The organism is Nocardia sp. NBC_01009 (genome assembly GCF_045208035.1).
In the GTDB taxonomy this organism is placed as follows: domain Bacteria; phylum Actinomycetota; class Actinomycetes; order Mycobacteriales; family Mycobacteriaceae; genus Nocardia.
Genome location: NZ_CP108695.1, coordinates 5,155,161 through 5,174,817, shown reverse-complemented (window position 1 = coordinate 5,174,817; position 19,657 = coordinate 5,155,161). Strand labels below are relative to the sequence as shown.

16 protein-coding genes and 2 pseudogenes are annotated in these 19,657 nt (G+C 64.5%); 11 read left to right on the top strand and 7 right to left on the bottom strand.

Features of this window, described 5'->3' with window-relative positions:
• The first annotated feature begins 231 nt into the window (after nucleotides 1-231).
• The 6 genes and pseudogenes from OHA42_RS23045 to zomB all read left to right on the top strand — a co-directional run bounded on the left by OHA42_RS23045 (nucleotide 232) and on the right by zomB (nucleotide 7,151).
• The gene (locus OHA42_RS23045) at nucleotides 232-945 is read left to right on the top strand and encodes a hypothetical protein (protein WP_406229941.1); all 714 of its coding nucleotides are present in this window, start codon (nucleotides 232-234) and stop codon (nucleotides 943-945) included.
• 400 nt (nucleotides 946-1,345) lie between these two features.
• Nucleotides 1,346-1,867, top strand: coding sequence for a hypothetical protein (locus tag OHA42_RS23040; protein WP_406229940.1), 522 nt, complete (start codon nucleotides 1,346-1,348; stop codon nucleotides 1,865-1,867).
• A 563-nt stretch (nucleotides 1,868-2,430) separates the two neighbouring features.
• Nucleotides 2,431-2,928, top strand: coding sequence for a pyridoxamine 5'-phosphate oxidase family protein (locus OHA42_RS23035; RefSeq protein WP_406229939.1), 498 nt, complete (start codon nucleotides 2,431-2,433; stop codon nucleotides 2,926-2,928).
• Between the two features lie 586 nt (nucleotides 2,929-3,514).
• Nucleotides 3,515-4,171 carry a hypothetical protein gene (locus tag OHA42_RS23030; protein ID WP_406229938.1) on the top strand — a complete coding sequence of 219 codons (657 nt, stop codon included), beginning with the start codon at nucleotides 3,515-3,517 and terminating at the stop codon, nucleotides 4,169-4,171.
• Nucleotides 4,172-5,048: 877 nt separating this feature from the next.
• Nucleotides 5,049-5,192 carry a hypothetical protein gene (locus OHA42_RS23025; protein ID WP_406229937.1) on the top strand — a complete coding sequence of 48 codons (144 nt, stop codon included), beginning with the start codon at nucleotides 5,049-5,051 and terminating at the stop codon, nucleotides 5,190-5,192.
• Between the two features lie 24 nt (nucleotides 5,193-5,216).
• A pseudogene (gene zomB / locus OHA42_RS23020) lies at nucleotides 5,217-7,151 on the top strand (flagellar motor control protein ZomB).
• A 347-nt stretch (nucleotides 7,152-7,498) separates the two neighbouring features.
• On the opposite strand, the gene OHA42_RS23015 reads toward zomB, so the two are convergent.
• The 4 genes and pseudogenes from OHA42_RS23015 to OHA42_RS23000 all read right to left on the bottom strand — a co-directional run bounded on the left by OHA42_RS23015 (nucleotide 7,499) and on the right by OHA42_RS23000 (nucleotide 9,917).
• A complete protein-coding gene (locus OHA42_RS23015; protein WP_406229936.1) occupies nucleotides 7,499-7,729 on the bottom strand; it encodes a DUF6400 family protein in 231 nt (76 codons plus the stop codon).
• A gap of 80 nt (nucleotides 7,730-7,809) precedes the next feature.
• On the bottom strand, nucleotides 7,810-8,052 hold the full coding sequence (locus tag OHA42_RS23010; RefSeq protein ID WP_406229935.1) for a hypothetical protein: 243 nt from the start codon (nucleotides 8,050-8,052) through the stop codon (nucleotides 7,810-7,812).
• A pseudogene (locus tag OHA42_RS23005) lies at nucleotides 8,049-8,276 on the bottom strand (tyrosine-type recombinase/integrase); the annotation flags it as partial. The pseudogene OHA42_RS23005 and the gene OHA42_RS23010, both read right to left, overlap by 4 nt.
• A gap of 186 nt (nucleotides 8,277-8,462) precedes the next feature.
• A complete protein-coding gene (locus OHA42_RS23000) occupies nucleotides 8,463-9,917 on the bottom strand; it encodes an FAD/NAD(P)-binding protein (protein ID WP_406229934.1) in 1,455 nt (484 codons plus the stop codon).
• 175 nt (nucleotides 9,918-10,092) lie between these two features.
• On the opposite strand from OHA42_RS23000, the gene OHA42_RS22995 reads away from it, so the two are divergent.
• Nucleotides 10,093-11,214 (top strand): LuxR C-terminal-related transcriptional regulator, encoded by a 1,122-nt coding sequence (locus OHA42_RS22995; RefSeq protein ID WP_406229933.1) that lies wholly within the window; start codon nucleotides 10,093-10,095, stop codon nucleotides 11,212-11,214.
• A 130-nt stretch (nucleotides 11,215-11,344) separates the two neighbouring features.
• Here OHA42_RS22995 and OHA42_RS22990 read toward each other — a convergent pair whose 3' ends face one another.
• Both OHA42_RS22990 and OHA42_RS22985 read right to left on the bottom strand, forming a co-directional pair.
• On the bottom strand, nucleotides 11,345-14,134 hold the full coding sequence (locus OHA42_RS22990) for an aminotransferase class I/II-fold pyridoxal phosphate-dependent enzyme (protein WP_406229932.1): 2,790 nt from the start codon (nucleotides 14,132-14,134) through the stop codon (nucleotides 11,345-11,347).
• A 254-nt stretch (nucleotides 14,135-14,388) separates the two neighbouring features.
• Nucleotides 14,389-15,009, bottom strand: coding sequence for a helix-turn-helix domain-containing protein (locus OHA42_RS22985; protein WP_406229931.1), 621 nt, complete (start codon nucleotides 15,007-15,009; stop codon nucleotides 14,389-14,391).
• A 490-nt stretch (nucleotides 15,010-15,499) separates the two neighbouring features.
• On the opposite strand from OHA42_RS22985, the gene OHA42_RS22980 reads away from it, so the two are divergent.
• Nucleotides 15,500-16,015, top strand: a complete 516-nt coding sequence (locus tag OHA42_RS22980) for a hypothetical protein (RefSeq protein ID WP_406229930.1) — start codon at nucleotides 15,500-15,502, stop codon at nucleotides 16,013-16,015.
• A gap of 59 nt (nucleotides 16,016-16,074) precedes the next feature.
• Here the strand turns inward: OHA42_RS22980 and OHA42_RS22975 are convergent, their stop codons facing one another.
• Nucleotides 16,075-16,686, bottom strand: a complete 612-nt coding sequence (locus tag OHA42_RS22975; protein ID WP_406229929.1) for a TetR/AcrR family transcriptional regulator — start codon at nucleotides 16,684-16,686, stop codon at nucleotides 16,075-16,077.
• Nucleotides 16,687-16,964: 278 nt separating this feature from the next.
• Here OHA42_RS22975 and OHA42_RS22970 point away from each other — a divergent pair, with 278 nt between their 5' ends.
• The 3 genes from OHA42_RS22970 to OHA42_RS22960 all read left to right on the top strand — a co-directional run bounded on the left by OHA42_RS22970 (nucleotide 16,965) and on the right by OHA42_RS22960 (nucleotide 19,254).
• Complete coding sequence (locus OHA42_RS22970; protein WP_406229928.1) at nucleotides 16,965-17,924, top strand: AMP-binding protein; 960 nt, start codon at nucleotides 16,965-16,967, stop codon at nucleotides 17,922-17,924.
• A gap of 343 nt (nucleotides 17,925-18,267) precedes the next feature.
• Complete coding sequence (locus OHA42_RS22965; protein ID WP_406229927.1) at nucleotides 18,268-18,780, top strand: DUF2231 domain-containing protein; 513 nt, start codon at nucleotides 18,268-18,270, stop codon at nucleotides 18,778-18,780.
• A gap of 33 nt (nucleotides 18,781-18,813) precedes the next feature.
• Nucleotides 18,814-19,254, top strand: coding sequence for a hypothetical protein (locus OHA42_RS22960; protein ID WP_406229926.1), 441 nt, complete (start codon nucleotides 18,814-18,816; stop codon nucleotides 19,252-19,254).
• Nucleotides 19,255-19,657: the final 403 nt, after the last annotated feature.

Genomic DNA, 19,657 nt, shown 5'->3' with positions numbered 1-19,657 from the left:
GTCGCGAGCGTGCGATCGTCCCGGTCGCCGCTGGACCTCTCGACCCAGTTGTGACCGAAGCGGAACGCTCATCCACAAACACCCAACACGGAAAGGAGTTGCGCCGTGCCCCACGGGGTCTCGGTGGAACAACGCATTCCCCGGGCCGCCCCAAGTCCCCCGGCATCAATACCTGCCGTATTGAACCACCATACCTCAACCCAACGATCGACCAGCACAGGGACATCAATCATGACCATCACCAAAGTTACTGCCGCAGCTGTTATTACCGCCGCCACCTTAGGTCTCACCGCCGGCACCGCTTCGGCTGCACCGACTTCGGGCCCACTCGGCGTCGACGTCGCGCCCGGCGTCAACTACACAGCTTACAAGGACGGCAACGCCGCGGTCATCACCGTCGACGCGGGCAAACTCATCGTCGACCACGGCCAATTCCAAATCCGTTCCAACAACGGCGAAATCATCGCCGGTGTACCCCTCGAATTCAATGTCGACGACATCGCCTTCCCCATAGACGCCAAGATCGACGGTGACACCGCCACCCTCACCCCCGCGCTCGACATGACCCGCGCACACTACAAGCCCGCCGCGCTGCCGTTCGAACAGCAGGCACCGTGGAAAACGCCCTACGACCGCGAAGTCGCGGCCTGGGCCCGGATGAGCCAGACCGTCATCCTCGGGGCCGGAATCGGCGCCATCGTCGGAGCCGTTGGCGCTGGCACAATCGGCTGCCTGCTCGGCGGCGCCGCTGGTGCCGCGCTCACCGGTCCCCTCGCCACCCTCTTCGGCGCAGGCCCGCTCGCCGGATGCCTCATCGGCGCCGCCGCGCTCGCCCCCATCGGCGTCCTCGCCGGCTCCATCTTCGTCGGTGCACCGGTCGCCATCGCCGCTGGCATCCAATACTTCACAACCATCAATGAGCCCTTCCCCCAGCCCCAAAAGTAAACGTGAAGAACAATTCGGCTGAACAAGTCGACAGGACCGGGTGTGGCTACTGCCCCAAAGTCGTCGATTTCCGCTGGTGAAGCAAGTGAGTGTAGCCGTCAATTCCTCCTCCGGACACCAGGGCTAACCACACAAGGGTTAGCAGACACTGCGGCAATTTGCTGTCGATGGTCGTACTGGATCTGAGCGTTCAGCGCCGTATCCAGTGCGATCTTGTCCTCTGGTGCGCCAGCCTCGAGGAACTGCGCAGCCCACGCCAACTCGGATGACGCAGCCCTTCCCCGGTGAAAACTGGGGGAATGTAGGTATGTGAACCACGCGCTATTCCTCTGGATGAAGGCTAGGTTCTGTCCGGTGGGTCCGCAGGGAGCGCCTTGTTCGGCTCCTAAGCTGTGGTGCTATGGGGAACGAGCTCACTCACGAGGGCAGCGCCTTCATCAATTTTCGGGACTACAAGTTCCAGGATTCGAGGTCCCATGGCTTCAGGTGGGTGGATATCAAGCATCTGCGGCTCCCCGCAGAGTCTGTCGGCGACAGGGAGCTGCTCGCCGCACTCATCGGGCATGAACAGTTCCGGGACGACTATGCAGGTGGTGGAGTGCTGCCGGAGGGACCCAGGCACGGCCCGTATTGGCTGAGGCTGGTCACACCCGACGTCTACGAGAGCATCAGCCGGGAGAAGGGCGTGCACATCCTCCGGGAGTGGGTGGACCCGCTCTGGGACGTGCCCGCCGAGCTGGAGGCGGATCTGCAGCAGGAGGTGTTCGGCCGCTTGGCCGCGGCAGACCACATCTACTACCTGAGCGAGCTCGGGGACGAGGCCATCCACGACTGGGGGCGTGTGCACGACTACTTCCACGAATTCGTGCTCATCGACCGCTCGGCTGGGCAGATCACACTCCTTGTCGCGGCCGACGACTGAGCCGACCGTCAGAGATGCTACTGAGGACGTCTAAGCGATCAGGAACACGACGTCAGCGTCGGTCCGGACGGCACGCAGGATCCTCTCTCCAGAACAGGATTTGCGTGGCATAGCAATCGGCGCAGGGCTCGGGGCGGCTGCGGCGTGAGCGATAGCAGCCTTGGCAGACCGGCCCAATTACAGGGCGTCGCGATGACAGACGAGCGGTCGTAGCCGCCCTCACCGATCACCGCGACATGAAATCACCCACAGCCCAACACCGCTCACCGAATCAGGCTTACCGCGGCCAACCGCCGGATGCTCCCCTACCCCCGCTACGGCCACGGCCACTGACCGGAGCACCGAACGGCATGACGGCGGTGGCGAGTTCATCGAACCGGGCCCGCAGGCTACGGCGAGCGGCCATGCTGACGCCGGTGCCGACGTAGGTGAGCCGACCGTCCGGGTCCAGAAAAAATCCGGAAATTCATGCGCCGTAGATGTCGAGAACGCTCGGGCGGCTCCGTCCCAGGGGTACGAGCAGCCGAAGGGGCCTCGACGACACCGACGAAGGAGCGACCACCATGCAACCGAACGAGATCACCGCGATCCTGAACCTCCCGATCAGCCAGGAGCTCCTGGCCCGCGACCTGCTCCGCATGGCCTACGTCGCGAAGGACGGCACACCTCGCAACATCCCGATCGCATTCACCTGGAACGGCTCGGAGATCGTCGTCTGCACCACGAAGAATGCCCCGAAGCTGCCCTCCCTGCGGCACAACCCCGAGGTCGCGCTGACGATCGATACCGAGGTGCACCCGCCGAAGATCCTGCTCATCCGCGGTCGAGCGGAGCTGGACGTGGTGGACGGCATCCCGGAGGAGTACCTGCAGATGAACGGCAGTTACGAAATGACCACCGAGCAGCGCGTCGCGTGGGAGGCCGAGGTCCGCTCGCTCTACGACGGCATGGTCCGGATAGTCATCACCCCGACGTGGGTCAAACTCATCGACTTCGAAACCACCCTCCCCACCGCGGTCGAGGAGCTGGTCCAGCAGCGAGCCGAGCGTGAGCACGCCTGAACCGATCAACGCGGCAAGACCTGGCGGCCGAAGCCGTCGCGAACCCCCAAGCCCGCGAGGCGATTGCCGACTAGACGCGTTTCATCGCCTACCCGAAAATCGGTCGATGTTTGGACCGTCTGACCCATCCTCACGGCCCGGGCGATATCTGCCACGGCTGTTGCCCCAACGTCGGTGAACGCCTCAGCTGTGGAAAGATCAGGACCCTCGCCAAACTTGATTCCGGAGGTGACAGCAGCGAGCTGGAACATCCCCCCGCGCGCGACAACGACTGCGATGAATAGCGGGGGCAGCTCTTTGTCCAGCAGCTCCGAGACCAGACCCGGCCACCAAGTCCCGTGCGGTGCGGCGCGTCTCGACACGCCGGAACCGCCCGGCTACACGCCCCATCAGGTCCTCGAAGCTATCCTGCCACCTATCACCCGACACGCTGTGCGCGGCGACCACCCGCGAATTCAGTTGTATTACACACAAATTCGACAGGATCGCGCGGTGGCCGCCTTTCACCGGCACCGACACCCCGAACCCGACCGTGATCAGGCCACAGGCCTGGTCACGATGTGCGGCCGGAGTCTAGGCTCCCGGCATGAGCACGGCCCAAACCGAGAAAAGCCGACCGGGGAACCGACGATACCGGTCACTGCTTAGCAGACATCTTCTGCTCGTCTGCACCTTCGTGGCCTGCCTTGGGATACTCGTCGCGGCGAGCGAGCCGGCCAGCACCGAGCTGAAGTCGTTGTCGCCGTCGCCGTTGTTGATCCTCGGGGGGACATTCATAGCGGTTGTGGTGTGGTGCATGGTCTTCGTCTACCCGATCCTGGCAATCCGATTCCGGCAGCTTCGGGTACCTGAGCTCGGACCCCTGGCTGCTCCCGCACTGATAATCGCGCTCACGCCCATTTTATGGAGCGCAGACCTGCCAATGGCTGTGCGCTGGCACCTCTCGGCGCACGCCTTCGATGATGCGGCACGGCAGGTGAGTGCCGGGGTCGATCCACGGACGTTCGAAGGTGACCGCCTCGGCCTATATCGCATTCGCGGTGTGCAATGCCGCGACGACGGCATCTACTTCAGGACTGGCCCTATGGCGGCCTATTGCTCGATGGGAAGTGGCTTTGCCAATCTTTCTGGCCACCGGCCCGCGACAGGCAAATCCCATCACCTCAGCGGCGACTGGTATTGGTTCTGTTTCAACAGCGCGGGGGTTGTAGTGCCCGACCACCCCATCGGAGAACTGCACTAGCCGGTGACGAAACCGCTAGCCTGAAGTGACGAAGGCCAACAGGCCTGAGAGGGTCGGCAGTTGCGCACGAAGGTGATTCGATGCGCTAACCTGCCTCCCCAGACCAGCACTCCAATCTGACCCGAGCAGGTCCGCATCATCACCCGGTTCCAGGTGTCGAGATAAACCCCCAGTGCGGCTACTACTCCCGTCGCGTCTGTCCGATGCTGGCCGGACGCAGCCACCGCTACAACCCCCACCCGGCGGAACGTTTCTCCCGCTGCGAGGACCCGGCCTGTCGATGCGCGGTCTGGACGGTGCCCGACCGCGATCCCCGCGAACCCGTACACGAAGGCCAACCCGCCGAAGCCTGGTACGAGGCGTGGATACCGTTGTCGGACTACATGGCGCCACGCCCGCGACGGCTACGACGTCCTGGCCCATCTCGCGGCCGAGGCCGTCCACGCGGCGGCGGAGCGAGGTCCTCGACACGGCGGCGGCGTATCAGATCGAGCAACGCGATTGTTCGAGGAGCCCGGCGCCGACGAGTCGTCCGAGACTGCCAGCGAAAGTGGGTGATTGCCGCGATAACTGAGCCATCAGCGGATGCTTGCGACGTGTGATTACCACGAGCAGGCAACCGCTTTGGACATACGCTGGGACGGCAGTGCCCCCGAATACTCCCAAGCGCGTGTCCAATGAGGAAACCGCCCGCCATGCTCGCCGATCGGCCCGCGACCGTAGCCGGCCGCTGGTACAGGCTCGAGGCTGCTGCTCTGAAAGTGCTTGTGCGCGAAAGATCCTCGAAGTCGGGTCCGGCCGCACGGCTGACCCCAAGATTTTGGCCCCTCGTTGGATCGCACGGTATGGTTCGCCCGTACCAATGAGGAGAAGATCCATGAGTTACCTTTCCGGGCAGCCCGGACAGCGCGGCGGTCTCGTATCCTCCGGCTTCCTGCTGAGCGCGGTAGCCGGGGGGATGGTCGCCGGTATCCGGCTGTCCACAGTGGTTCCTGCTCATCATGACGTTCGGTTCGCTTAGGTGACGCTGACTATCTCGCCCGACATGGTGGTGAGCGAAGAGCTTGCGGTTGCGCCGGCGACACAGCGACCATCTCGCACAACTTTCGTCAGCGGAATTGTGCTCACCGCTGCGCTTTTCGCGATCGGTGGCTGGGAGCGGCGCTGGATCGCCGACGACGGCTTGACCGTGCTGCGTACGGTGCGAAACCTGCTGGCGGGCAACGGCCCAGTCTTCAACGCGGGTGAACGCGTCGAAGTCAACACCAGTACGGCCTGGACCTACCTCATCTGGTTCTTCAGCTGGCTGACGCAGGCCCGGCTGGAGTACGTGGTGCTGGGTATCGCGCTGACGCTGTCGGTTGCGGCCATCGTCTTCGCGATGCTGGGCGCGGCCCGGTTATGGGATGGGGGCGGTGCCCAATTACTGCTTCCGGCAGGCGCTCTGGTCTATATCGCGGTGCCCCCGGCCCGCGACTATGCCACCTCGGGACTGGAGTCCAGCCTGGTCATCTGCTGGCTGGCGGTGCTGTGGTGGTGGCTGATCCGCTGAAGCCGCGCCGAAACAGTGCGCTTCGCAAGCGTTTTCGGCCTGTCCTTCGTCACGGGTCTTGCGCCGCTGATCCGACCGGAGATGACGCTGGTCGGCGCGCTGGCGCTGCTCATGATCTGCTGCGCGCCACAGCCGGGGATCCGGGTGCGGCCGTGGATGTTCCGTGCACTGATGGTGGCGGTGGCGGGCGTGGCGCCGGTCGCCTATCAGATCTGGCGCATGGGTTATTACGGTCTGCCGTACCCGAATACGGCCGTTGCCAAAGATGCGGGCGGCGCGAAATGGCGGCAGGGGTTGGTCTACCTGTGGAATCTGGTTGGTCCGTATTGGCTGTGGGTGCCGCTGGTGGTGCTGGGCGTGGCGGCGGTGGTGGCGGTGCGGTCCCGACGTATCGGTGGCCATGCCGCTATCGCGTCCGACCGCGATGCGAAACCGGCTCTGCGCGAACGTATTCACCGACTCAGCGGGTGGCTGCGGACCCCGGCCGCGGTGGTCGCACTCATGCTCGGCAGCGGTGTCCTGCTGGCCGTCTACGAGATCCGTGTCGGCGGCGACTTCATGCACGGCCGGATGCTGCTGCCGCAGCTGTTCTGCCTGCTGCTGCCCGTCATGGTGCTGCCGCTGAAGTCTTGGACCGCGCAGGCGGACCCGCGCCGCACCGGCCGGGCCTTCCTGATCGTGCCGGCGGCATTCGCCGGAACCGTGGGCTGGGCGCTGTTCGCGGCCAACGCCACCGCCATCGAGACCGACACCAAGATCAGCACCTCCGGCATCGCAGACGAGCGGCTCTACTACGTCCAGACCACCGGCCACGATCACCCGCTCCGCGCCGAGGACTACCTGGACTACCCGCGTATGCGCGCCATGGTCGGCGATATCGCAAGAAGCCCGAACGGCGGTCTGCTCATCAATTCGCCGTCCTGGAGCTGGACCATCGTCCCGCCTCCGACACCGATCCCGGATGGTGGCGCCGGGCATACCGTGTTTTTCGTGAACCTCGGCATGATCGGCACGAACATGCCCCTCGATGTCCGCGTCCTCGATCCGATGGGTCTGTCGTATCCGCTTGCCGCACACACTTTTCGGTTCCCAAATGCCCGTATCGGCCATGACAAGAACCTCGACTCGGACTGGGTGGTCGTGGACGCCGGCATGGTGGACGAGCATCCCTGGATGCCATGGTTCCTGGACGAGGGCTGGGTGACCCGGATCCGAACCGCCCTGAGCTGCCCGGAAACTCGGGATATGCTGGCCTCCACCCGCGCCCCGCTCACCTTCGACCGATTCCGGCGCAACATCCAGCAGTCGGTGGAATACGCCGAGTACCGCATCGACCGGGTGCCGGAGTACGAGATCGAGCGGTGCCACGTGGTCGACCGGAGCGACCCTGACGCACCGAGGTTGCATCTTGACATAGGCGCACCATGAGCGTGCCTTCGGCAGAAACGCCCAGCCAGTGCAACCCGTTGGCCCGCGACATCACTTTCCACCGATATCAAGCAATCTCGACCCGCCGACCGACGCCATAGTCTGTCGACAACCAACGTCGGAATTCACCTGCACATCCACGCCCGCATCCGCTGGTTCGGCTCATCTTCAGCGGCAATCGTCCGATCACCTTTTGCCACTACAGATGAGCCACCCAGGTCATCGGTATGAGCCATTACTGCGCATCCACTACCCACGAAACTCAGCCGAGAGCCTGAGCAGCTAGGTCACGACTCGCCGGAGGCAACACGCCGAACACCAGTCATGGTTCGTGCTCGGCGGTGAGATCAGTCGGCAATACGGCGCGGCGCCCGATCCGGCAGGATCCCGGCCCGGACGAGTTCCTCGTAGATCCGCTGCTGCTCATCGTCGAGATTCGAGTACAGCATGTCGTACGCCAGATCTTCCTCGGCGAGCACCGCGACCGGATCCCAGTCGTCACCGAGCGCCGCGACGACGGCGCTGCGCCGTCGTGCCTCGTCCAGCGTGAGGTCGTACGCAAAATTGTGGGCGACCATATGGGCATCTCCAACCAGGTTCTTTCCGATAACGAATTGAAGACGATGCCCAACCACGCCTTCTCGGGCAATGACGTGCATCACGTTTCTCGGCTGGACTTCGTCACATTTGATGCCTGTGCGCGGACTGGACCACGGAGTAAACGCGTCCGCATAATCGCCACGACACGTCCACCGCTGAAATCGGGCACGGCGACGTGCGCCGACACCGACGCTGCCGACATCTCCAGGCCCGCCTTCTCGGCCAGCAGCCGACGCAGCTCTGTGCCGGACCAGACCTCGCGTTGCGCCGCGGCCATCCGCAGCCGCCACCGGACCCTCATACCGTCCCGCCCTCTCCGCCGAGCTCGGCCAACGCCAAGGTGACCGAACGGCGATACGCGTCCTCGATGAACGTCGTCGACGGCCGGGCATACCGCATCGTCGAACTCACAGTCCAATGACCTAGAAGTTGTTGAATCGCAACGCGATCCACACCACGCTCGTCGTTGTGGGTCGCGCAAGCACAGCGCAGGGCATCCGGGCTGAACCGCTCCGTCACCGGCCGATCGTTCCGCACCTGCCAGTTCGGGCGAGTCCTGGCAGCTATCGACCGCTCAAAGTGGCTGGAAGAGCACAACCCGGACTATCAACCGCATCCAGACCTGGACCTTCTGGCTAATCGTCGCAACGAGATCGTCCACGAGGGCAAATCCATTGCCCGATTCTCGCGACGAGGCGGGCAGCTCAGGGGTTATCCGTCGGCCAGGTGTTGGGCGAGCGAGGCGGCTTCGGTTGCCAGGCCGGGAGGATTGGTGGCGATGAACATCGAATCGGTGGCCAGGTTGCCGAGGATGTGCCAGGTCGGGTCGGGGCGGTCGGCAACGAGGAGTCGGCGGGTGCCCGGTTCGGCGCGTAGACCACCGGTGGGCGCCAGTTCGGCCGCGCCGCAGGCGAGTAGGGCGCTGACCAACGGTTCGGTTTCCAGCGGCGTGGTGTAGGCAGGTGGGTTGACGGCGTTGAACACGGTGTCGGCGGTCCACTCGGCATCGTCGAACACCGTGAAACCGCCGCCCGCACGCGCCTCGATCTTGGTGACCCCGGAGCGAAGTCGGAGCTGTCCCGAATCCAGCAGGCGCAGCATGATTCTCGCGTTGTGCGGGACCATCGGGGAGCTCAGGCTGCTGATGGTGCGGAAATGCACGGTACGAAGCAGCGTTCTGTCCTCTTCCGGGAGCACGGGCCACAGGATCGGGCCAACGACTCGGATCGCCATGGCCAGCAAACGCCGGCCATGGTGCGGGGAATCGATCGCGGCTAGTTGGCGGCGCAGCCGGGAAAGCGGCTCCTCGGTATCGGTTTCCAGGATTTCGGCGGCGAAGGCGTCGAAATCCTGACCGAGGTCGGCAAGTTCGGCCCGCATCAGCTCGACCAGCTGAGTGAAGGTGACGGTGCCATTTTCGGCTAGCCGTGGCACATTGGCGGGGGTGAGGTGTTTCGGCTCCAGCGGAATCGGGCGCTGCTGGACGAAGGGCAGGACGCCGCTGCGGGACAGCAGGCTGATCGGACCGGTGTGGCCGTTCGCGGTCAGGGCGGCGGCGATGTCGACCGCGGTCAGGCCGCTGCCGATGACCGCGACGTGTGCCTCGGGCCGGACGCCGGTCAATGTCCGGGCCAGCGGATAGGGCTCATTCGTATACCCGGGCGCGCCGGTCAGTCCGTAGTGGTCACGGGGTCGGCCACTTCCGACGCATAGGACGGCGCGATCGACCACATGGGTGCTGCCGTCGGTGTACAGCGCACAGCCGCCATCTGGGCCAAATCCGGTGACGTTGGCATTCACCACGCTCACCTGCCACCCGTTGCGCCGCAGCCGCGTGATCGCGGTCCGCGCGCTCTGCTCGAGATACTCGCCGTACACGCCACGCGGCACAAGTGGCTGCCCAAGACCCTCGTCGAGGTAGCGCGCCGTATCGCCGCGGCCATCCAACCAACGCTCGTAATGGCTTCGGTCGCTTGCTCGCACCGACATCAGTGCAGGCGGGGCGTTCACCCGCACGGCCTCCAGGTCCGGCTGGTACGGCCGGCCCCGCCATATCGAGGACGAGCCGTCGAACACGGTAATGCTGCGGGGCGTCGAATCGATTCCGGCGAGTGCGTCGAGCAGGCCGACCGCGGCCGCGCCAGCGCCGATGATGCCGATGTGCATGTTGGATCTCCCTTGGTTCATTGCTGCCCGGCTGTCGGGGCGATGTGGAGACCAGCGTCATCCGGCGGCAGCGTGCGCAGTATCCCGCGATTGCGGGAATTTCCCTGCCGTCCTTCGGCTTTCCCCCTCATATGCGGGATGACGATTGTGTCCGGGGGGCAGCAAGATGGCGAGCATGAGCACTCCGACACCGCACGCGGTCGGCGCACTGCTGTCGGGCATCGCCACCGCTACCGACGCCCATGAGCTGTTCGCACAGACCTCTGCTCGGCTACGCCGGATCACGCCGTTCGATGCCGCGGTGTGGGTGGCGACCGATCCGATCAACGGGCTGACCACGGCGCCGGTGCGGGTCGAGAACCTGCACGAGGGTGGTTGCGGAACTTACTGGGAATCCGAACTCTTCGCCGAACACGTGAATCTCTTCCGCGATCTGGCGCGAGCCCCGGTACCGGTCGCCGGGTTGCGGGAGGTGACCGGCGATCGCCCCACGCTGAGCCCGCTTTACCGGAGTTTCATGTGCCCACGTGGCTTCGAGGACGAACTGCGAGCGGTGCTGCGCGTCGACAGACAGCCGTGGGGGCAGCTGAGCCTGTTCCGGGAGCGCGGGCGAAAGCCGTTCCGAGCTGCTGACATTGCGTTGGTGCATACTCTGTCCGCCCCGATGGCCCGGCGGCTGCGCAGCTTCGCACAGCCCTCGACACCGGCTGCGACGCACCGCGGCGATGCCCCCGGCATGCTGCTGTTCGACGCGACAGGTGCCCTGGTCTCGATCAACGACGAGGCCCGTCACCTGCTCGCCGAGATGCCGCCGGGACCGTCCGCGGCGACGGCCGCAGGCATCGAATTACCGCTGCCGGTCTGGATTCTCAGCACTGCAGGCCGGGCCCGATTGACCGGCGAGAACACCCGGATCCGCATCCGGACCACCACGGGCCGCTGGTTGATCTGCCACGCTTCCTGCCTGCGTGATGCCGACGGGAATGCCGGAATGACCGCGCTGGTGATCGATGTGGCCACCCCCTCGGAGGTCGCGTCCCTGGTGGTCGCCGCCTACGAACTGACCCGCCGCGAACTCGAGGTCACCGAACTCATTGCGCGCGGCCGCTCCACCGGCGAAATCGCCGCCGAGCTCAACCTTTCCGCGCACACCGTCCGCGACCATGTGAAAGCCACCTTCGACAAGGTCGGCGTCACCAGTCGCGGTGAACTCGTGGCAAAGCTCTTCACCGACCACTACGAACCTCTCGCGGCCCGCGCAACGCTGCGAGTCCTCGGCGGCGCGGCGAGCGCCTGAAGCATCGGCTTGCATCTGACGAATTACATTGCGCCACAACTTCTATTCATACACGCGGACGGTTGGGGGAACGGTCGGCGATCAGAGCCCTCGGATGGAGGGCAGGACAACAGATAGTCTGCTGGACAGCTCACGACACCCCTACCCGACGGTGGCTGGGCGCGGGCGCACCAACGGGCGCCGCGGCACTTGCGTGCCGAGCCGCGGCCAGCCGCGCAAGCGCGGCCTCGGTGAAGATCGACAACCCTAGGTCGGGGTTGTATCCGTGAATTTCCTTGACGTCGAGCTCGGCCAGGAAATACAGGATCTCCGTCGAGATCACCTGGCCCGGGACCAGCACTGGGAAGCCGGGCGGGTAGGGGACGACGAAGGTGGTGGACACCAGGGTCTTCCCCTTGGCGAGCCGTCGCCCGGCGTCGCCGAGCAGTACCTGTTCGCGGTCGGACTCCTCATACCCTGCGTAGAAGGCCGATCGCATGTCGCCGAACGTGCTGGCGCCGTCGGGACGAAACGTGCTGTCGAACTCACTGAAGTCGGGCAGCGCTGGCAGATACTTGGTGATCTCGTCAACCCGGCGCTGTTGCAGGGCGCGATCGGCCTTACCGGCCGCGTTCTGGCTGCGCTCGAAGTCGGTAGCCACCCGACGCAGCACGTCGAGCAGGTAGTGCACGCTCGACCAGGTGACGCCGATCGTGAAGATCAACAGCACACTGTTGATCGAGGTCTTGTTGATCTGGATGCCGAACCGGTCCATGAGGATCTTCTCGCGGAACTCGTACCCGTTCATGCCGGTCTTGCCGATGAACAGGGTGACCCGTGTCGGGTCGAGCACGAACTGATCGGACCGCCACGCCTCGTTCCATGAGGCCAAGCCACCCTGCCTGACCTGCCGGTACGAGCTGACTTCAGAGGGCCGGAACTCGTCGGGCACCAGGTCGGCCTCGTCGAGGATGCGGAACCACTTGCCGATCAGCCGGTCTTTGCGGACGCGGTGACGGAAGACCAGCGCCATGTCGTAGACATTCCGGACCAGCTGGAATCCCTCGATGTCGACCTGCCGACGCGCCAAGTCCAACGACGCCAAGAGTTGCTGGTTCGGCGACGTCGAGGTGTGGGTCATAAACGCCTCATCGAATACCTCGCGCACAAGAGCTTTGAAATCCTGGTCACGGACATGGATCATCGACGCCTGCCGAAGCGCCGACAGCGACTTGTGGGTGGAATGCGTCGCGTACACGCGTACCCGAGCGCGCCCGGGGTCGGGAAGCAGCCGGTGGTTGCCCCACTCGGCACGGTCGACTCCCTGCATCGACGCACGCCACTTGCGGTACTCCTCCGCATACCCGGGCGACGACAACGTCGATTCGAGTTGCTCGGCGGCAACCATCGCGGTCCGCTGCCGTGCCCACGGCACCGCGGTTGCGAACGCGTACCACGCCTCGTCCCACAGGAAGCAAATGTCCGGCTTGATCGCCAGGACCTCCTCCATCACGCGCCGGGGGTTGTAGACAATGCCGTCGAAAGTGCAGTTGGTGAGCAGCAGCATGCGCACTCGGTCCAGTTGTCCGGCCGCCTCGAGGTCCAGCAGCGCCTTCTTGATGGTGTGCAGCGACACGGCTCCGTAGATCGCGAACGGCTCGAGCGGGTAGGCGTCCAGGTACATCGGGTACGCCCCGGCGAGCACCAGGCCGTAGTGGTGCGACTTGTGGCAATTGCGGTCGATCAGAACGATGTCGCCCGGCCGGGTCAGGGCCTGCACGACAATCTTGTTCGCGGTGGATGTTCCGTTGGTGACGAAGTACGTCTGATCGGCACACCACGTTTCGGCGGCTTTGTCCATCGCCGCCCTGATCGTGCCGTGCGGGTCGAGCAGTGAGTCCAGCCCGCCGGAGGTGGACGACGTCTCGGCCATGAAGATGTTGCGGCCGTAGAATTCGCCCATGTCCTGCAGCGACTTGGAGTTGAAGATGCTGGCGCCACGCGCGACGGGAAGGGCGTGGAATTGGCCGACCGGCGCGGCCGCATAGGCACGCAGGGCGTCGAAAAACGGTGTGGCGAACCGGCTCCGGACGCCGGCGAGCACCGTGCTGTACAGGTCGGTGACATCGTTGAGCCGATAGAACGTGCGATCGTAGACGTCCGGCCCGTCCTCGGTCTCCGCGGCGATCGACTCGTCGGTGAGCAGATACAGGTCGATATGAGGCCGCAGCTCCCTGATCCACTCGCCACATTCAACCCAGGCGTGGGTACGGTCGGTTACGACCACGTCGTCGTTGGCGCCGAGCAACGTGGTCATCAACGGCACCCGGTCGCGTGAACGAAGCGGCAGGTCATCCCGGATGATCGCCGCTTGAATCTCGCCGTTCAACGCGACGGCGGTGATGGCGTCCTCGATGCTCGCCACGACAAGCAGCTCGAACTGCACATCGTCCGACGGGCCGCGAAGCGCCCGCAGGCTCTCCGCCAGGCTCTCGGGAGCCTCGGGCGGGGAATCGTCGCCGAGCAGGACGGTGTAGAACTGCTGCCGTTTGGCCCGCGCCACCAGTTCCTGATCGGCCATCGGCGCGGATGTGTCGAACACAGCTGTGCGGTCGCCGTACTCGGAGAGCAGGCGCACGGCCAGCGACACCTCCTCGGTGAGCCGCGTCGTGGCAAGATCGGCGACATATCCGCGAAACGTTGCCAGTCTCGCCGCGCCTGGGTACAGCCAGTACCGCTCGTAGGCGCCGAGACGATCCAGGAGGCGCCGCACTCGGGCGGTGGCGTGGGTGGTGTCCAGCCCGGCACGATTGACATCTGCGAGCTGCCGGCACGCATCGTCGAGCAGATTCCACGTATCGATTCGCGAGTACGACGGGTTCGCTACCGCCGCCAGCGCGGAAACACAAAGACCTTTCGGACGCTCTCCGTCTCGATGCATATCGTCAGTTCCGCCTCCAATCAGTGCAGGCGAGGTGATCTGTCGAACACAACAGATCGCCCTGGAACATTCATCCTTGCAAATATTGTGTCCCGCCGTCGATCAAATTCCTAGCTGGCATTCAGGAATTAATGGCGGTGGCCCCAAGGCTGCCGCACCGATGAGACTGCGGTGGCTATCCGAAATTTGGGACTTTAACCTGCGCAAACATTGTGTCCTAACCGACCACGAATCGTCGACGATGCCTGGGTCACCTATTCGGGGCGGGCGTCGAATCGATCAGGGTCCGCGGCCATGCTCGGCAGGATGTAGCGGCGCACGTGGCGCAGAACAGCAGCGCTGTCGTCTGCGTCGATGGTATCTCCCGGGACAGTGCCGAGGCTGATCAGAATGCGCGCCACCCACTCCGATACCTCGGCGAGGTCGTGGTGTGGATGGATCTCACCGCGCGCGGCGGCGGACTCGACGTAGGGACGCCAGAAGGCGGCGAGATCGGGAACGAGACCGGAAACCCCTGCGCCGGCACACAGTGCGAATTCCTCGGGCTCGGCCATTCGTAACCGCAGCAACAATGTCCCTGGGTCGTCGTAGGCCCCGCGCCCGATGCGCACACCTGCTGTGAGCTGTTCGGCAAAGGTTCCGAGCGTGTCGAGTTCGGCGCGCGCGCCGCTCCACAACGCGTCGTTGAGCCGGACGATCGCCGCGCCGAGCAGCGCAGCCTTGTCCTGGAAGTGCCGGTAGAGCCACGCTCGCGAGACACCCGCTTCCTCGGCGACTTCGATGACGGTAGTTGCCCGGATTCCTTTGCGTGCCAACAGTTTCTGAGCGGCATCGAGAAGCCTGTCGACCACCGTGGCGGTCTCTGCTTCGATCACGCGGCTCACTTTCGGTACGGGTTCATCGGCACGACAGCGGTTTCGCTCAAACCCTAGCAAAAACTAGACAGATCTGAGAATGTGTCTACCCGTAGACAAAATTCGAGATGTGTCTACAACGCCGAAAGGAAAGTAGCCATGTCCCCACCGCGGACCGCGGTCATCGGCGCCGGCATCAGCGGCCTGACCACGGGCATGGTGCTCAACATGCCTTGTCGCAGGTTGGTGTAGGCACGGTCGCGCATCCAGCCACCGGCGCGCCGAACACATCGACACGACCCGCTGGTCCAGATCGCCGACCTCGACCGCGCCGCCCCACCGCACGCCGCGGCCACATCACGTGCCGGGGTCAGGCACTCCCCGTAAGACCTACAGCCTGTATAGTTACAGTGTGTAAACCATCCGTTCCGGTTGGCCTCGAAGACTCGCTACGGCCGCACTCGCTGCGCAGCCTCGACCCCTACACATGGAACCTATGCAACGAGACCATATGCCCATCATGTTGCCCGTCACGGTCGTGCATACCCCCGATCGGATCCACCCCGTCGGTAACCATCACCAGCACGGCCCCGGTTCGGAAGCCGCACCACCGCAGCTCATTCCGTCCGCCCCCACGCGCTCGACAGTGCCGGCGCCGCCCACTGCCGAAGAGCTCCTTCCCGACACCGCGACCAATGCGACCGTGCGCGGATTGATCACGTCCTATATCGATGAGTTCGTCATCACCCCGTTCAGCATCGCCGGACAACGGTGCCACGGTTTCGCGGCTCGGCTGGCCGACGACCGCCCCGGCGAGGCGTGGCTGCTGAGCTGGTTGCCCGATGCGGTCCTGAATCGTCGGCAGGCGTATGCCGCGATGGTTCTGGACGCGGTCTTGGTCGACCACGAACTCGACAGCGCCACCATGCTCAGCGTCATGCGGCGACTTGCCGCGCAGATCGCCCGCCCCCTCGAAGAAATCCTGACCCAGCTGTGCTACGTCACGGAGGGACCGCAGCTTCGATAAGCCCGACGCGAAACAGCGTGGCGCAATCCGTCCGGTGATCCGAGCGAGGACCCGTCGGCTCAGTTGCCCGATCTTGCGATCACCGGCGACTGCAGCAATGATGCCGCCCCCACGACAAGATCGGCGTACAACGCCAATACCCGCTCACGCGGAATCTGTGGGTTGCGCAGCCACCAGCGACCCAACTGCTCGGCAATCCCTGAAGCCGCATACGAAAACGCCATCAGATCGTCCTCGCCCACGACCCCTACCAGAGGGCGCACCAACTGCCCGACTTGCACGATCGTCGAATGCCGCAACTGCCCCAGTTGCTCCGCCAGCGTTCCTTCCAGATTTGCCGACGTCGTGAACAACAGCGCCCACCGCTGCGGGTTGGAAACGATGAGGTCGAAGTACGGGGCACCCCCAGCCGCAGCGATGGCCCGTAAGTTCCGACCCGCTTCCACGACCTCCGTCACACCAGCGACAAGGCTCTGCTCGAACTGGGCACGAGCACGATGCACGCATGCCAGGAAGATTCCTTCTTTCGAACCGTGATGCTGGTACACGATCGGCCGAGTCACCCCCGCCACCCGAGCGATCTCATCCACACTCACCCCCTCATACCCCCGCTCGGTGAACAACACCTCCGCCACATCAAGCAACTGCTGTTCACGCTCGGCCGCACTCATCCGCACCCGACGCGCCCCTGCAGCCGCAGGCTCAGCCATCTCCGCTTCTCCTTCGATCGAGGCCCTCACATTTGTATACACAGTGTAACTTAGGTGCATCGGTCGACGCCCCGATGAATCGCTCCGTCTTCACCCGCACGAGCTCACAGAACTCAATGCCTCCGGCCCGCACGCGGCGGGGAACCAGAGACTGCCACGCAGAACAATCCGGGCACTGCTCAGCTGCCGGCGACGCGACATTCGTATGGAACACACCACGCACCAAACGATTCGGGCTCGTGCGACCACTGATCGCCAATGCGGAAGCCAGGGACGCGGCAGCACCGACCCCCGAACATTTCCGGAGCGTGTGCTACCTGCCGTTGGCACACATCGCCGAACGCATGGTGTCGGTCTACATGGCCATTCACAAGGCCGGTCACGTGACGTTCTGTCCGGATCCGAGCAACCTCGTGGGATTGCTCGTTCGGACCCGACCAACGAGCTTCTTCGGGGTACCCCGAATTTGGGAGAAGCTCGCGGCCGCACTGCGCGCACGCCCGGAATCATCCCTCGCCGACGTCGGTCTGGATCAGGTCACGTGGGCCTGCAGCGCCGCCGCGCCGCTGCCCATGGATGTGCAGGAGTACTTCCGGACCCGCGGCATCGCGATCCTCGAGGCCTGGGGAATGACCGAAACCACGGGCGTGGCCACGGCGACCGGCGCGGCGGACTTCCACCTCGGATCGGTCGGAAAGCCCATCCCCGGCAATGAGATTCGGCTACTCGACGACGGTGAGGTCCTCGTCCGTGGTCCCATCGTGGCCACCGGATACCTCCAGGCTGACGGATCCGTTACACCCGTCACCGACGACGAGGGCTGGATGCATACCGGCGATGTCGGGCGGCTCGACAACGGGCACCTCTACATCATCGATCGGAAGAAAGACCTCATCATCACCGCGGGCGGCAAGAACATCGCCCCCACCGCGATCGAAGCGCTGCTGACCAAGCACAACTTGATCGGCCAAGCGCTGGCCTACGGCGACCGCCGACTGTACGTCGTCGCCCTCATAGTGCTCGACCAAGAGGCGGTTACAGCATGGGCGACAGCCCGCGGCATCGTCGTCGAATCCGCCGATGACCTTGCCACCCACCCCGACCTGATCGCAGAAATGGACCGTGCGGTCGCGGAGGCCAACCAGGAGCTCGCTCGCGTTGAACAGGTCAAACGTTTCACCGTCCTCACCACCGAATGAACTCCGGATGGCGGAGAACTCACCGCGAGCATGAAGATCAGAAGGCGCAACGTACACGAGATGTACGGCAACCTGATCGACGCACTCTACTCGTGAGAATTCGCACCGCGTGTCCGGTGGAGTCCTCGCTGCCACCACAGCCAGCCTCGGAGCCGAAGGGCTGGATGGAGGATGAACCAGGCGACCCGACCGCTGACACCAGCTCTGACCAATTACCCCGGCGCACAATGCCGAGCGGGGTGTAGACGCGAGCGTCCGGGGAACGCGGGGGAAAGGCGAGGCGGCCAGGCACTTTTTCTCCGGAGGGACGAGCAGGAGCGTCCACGAGGTCAGGGAGGTTGTCATGACGAGTGATCCCCAACAGGCCAAACAGCCGGTCAGCGCCGCCCTGGCGGGCCCATACGGGCATCCATTTCATCCGATCCTGGTCACCGTCCCGATCGGGGCCTGGGTGGCAAGCTTGGTCTTCGACCTGGCCTCCCGCCTCGTCGACGATCCGGACTTCCTGGCCCGAGGGTCGATGTGGCTGATCGCGATCGGTGTGCTCGGCGCCCTCGCCGCAGCCGCGATCGGACTGCTGGACCTGCTGGCCATACCGACCGGCACTCCCGCGTTCCGGACCGGGCTGGTCCACATGAGCCTGAATCTGGCTGTGGTCCTAGTCTTCGCCGTCGGTTTTCTGTGGCGGCGCACCGGTGACGGCCCGCACGGTGCGGTGAGCTGGGGCCCGCTGCTGTTGAGCGTGGTAGCACTGCTGGCGCTCGCAGTATCGGGCTATCTCGGCGGCAAACTCGTCTTCCGCTACGGAGTCCGTGTCGCCGACGAGACCACCCAGGCCAGCGGATTCCAGCGTTGAACCCCACCTCTACCAATCACCGAGGAGCACATCATGGGTATCGCCGCATTGATCCTGTGGCTGTTGACTGCGGTCGGCGGTTTCGTCATGCTCGGCACCTGGGTCGCTAAAGGAGGTGCGCGCCAGCCCCGTAGCACCCACCTGCCGCCACCGGTGCTGTTCGGTCACTTCCTGTTGGCCGTGACCGGACTGATCGTGTGGATCGTCTACCTCGCCACCGACAAGGACGCGCTGGCCTGGAGCGCCTTCGCACTGCTGGTCCCCGTCGCACTGCTCGGATTCACCATGCTGATCCGCTGGGTACCGGTCTACCGGGCCCACGCCGCCCCAGCATCGACCGCCGCGGCACCGGCGGCACACGATGCTCCAGCCGAGCGGCATTTTCCCATCGCGATCGTCGCCGGTCACGGTGTGTTCGCCGTGACCACCGTGGTACTGGTATTGCTGACCGCCCTAGGCGTGGGCCAGAGCTGATCGACGTGGCAAATCCTGCTCTACACGTCTCCATCACCCCGACAGGACGACAGCCAACGAAACAACCCTCGAATCCTCCCGATACCGAGCATGTCGGCCTCATCGCTGGGTAGTCAGTAAACGCTCAGCTATGAGAACGTAGGAGGTGATGAAGGTGGTGATACCGATGTGGACGCAAATGATGGACATGATGCGCAACATGTGGAACATGATCTTCCCGAACATGCCCATGTAACCCCCAACCCACAGCGACCCGAAGACAGCGCCCCACGATCGATGACCGTGGGTTCAACCGATTAGCCGATCACCGAGGGCGCGACCGATACCCACGGCGTCATCTGGTTTATTCGGGCTTTTCGGCTGCTCAGCCTCCAGCGTGTCACGGATTGCGAGATTTCCGCTT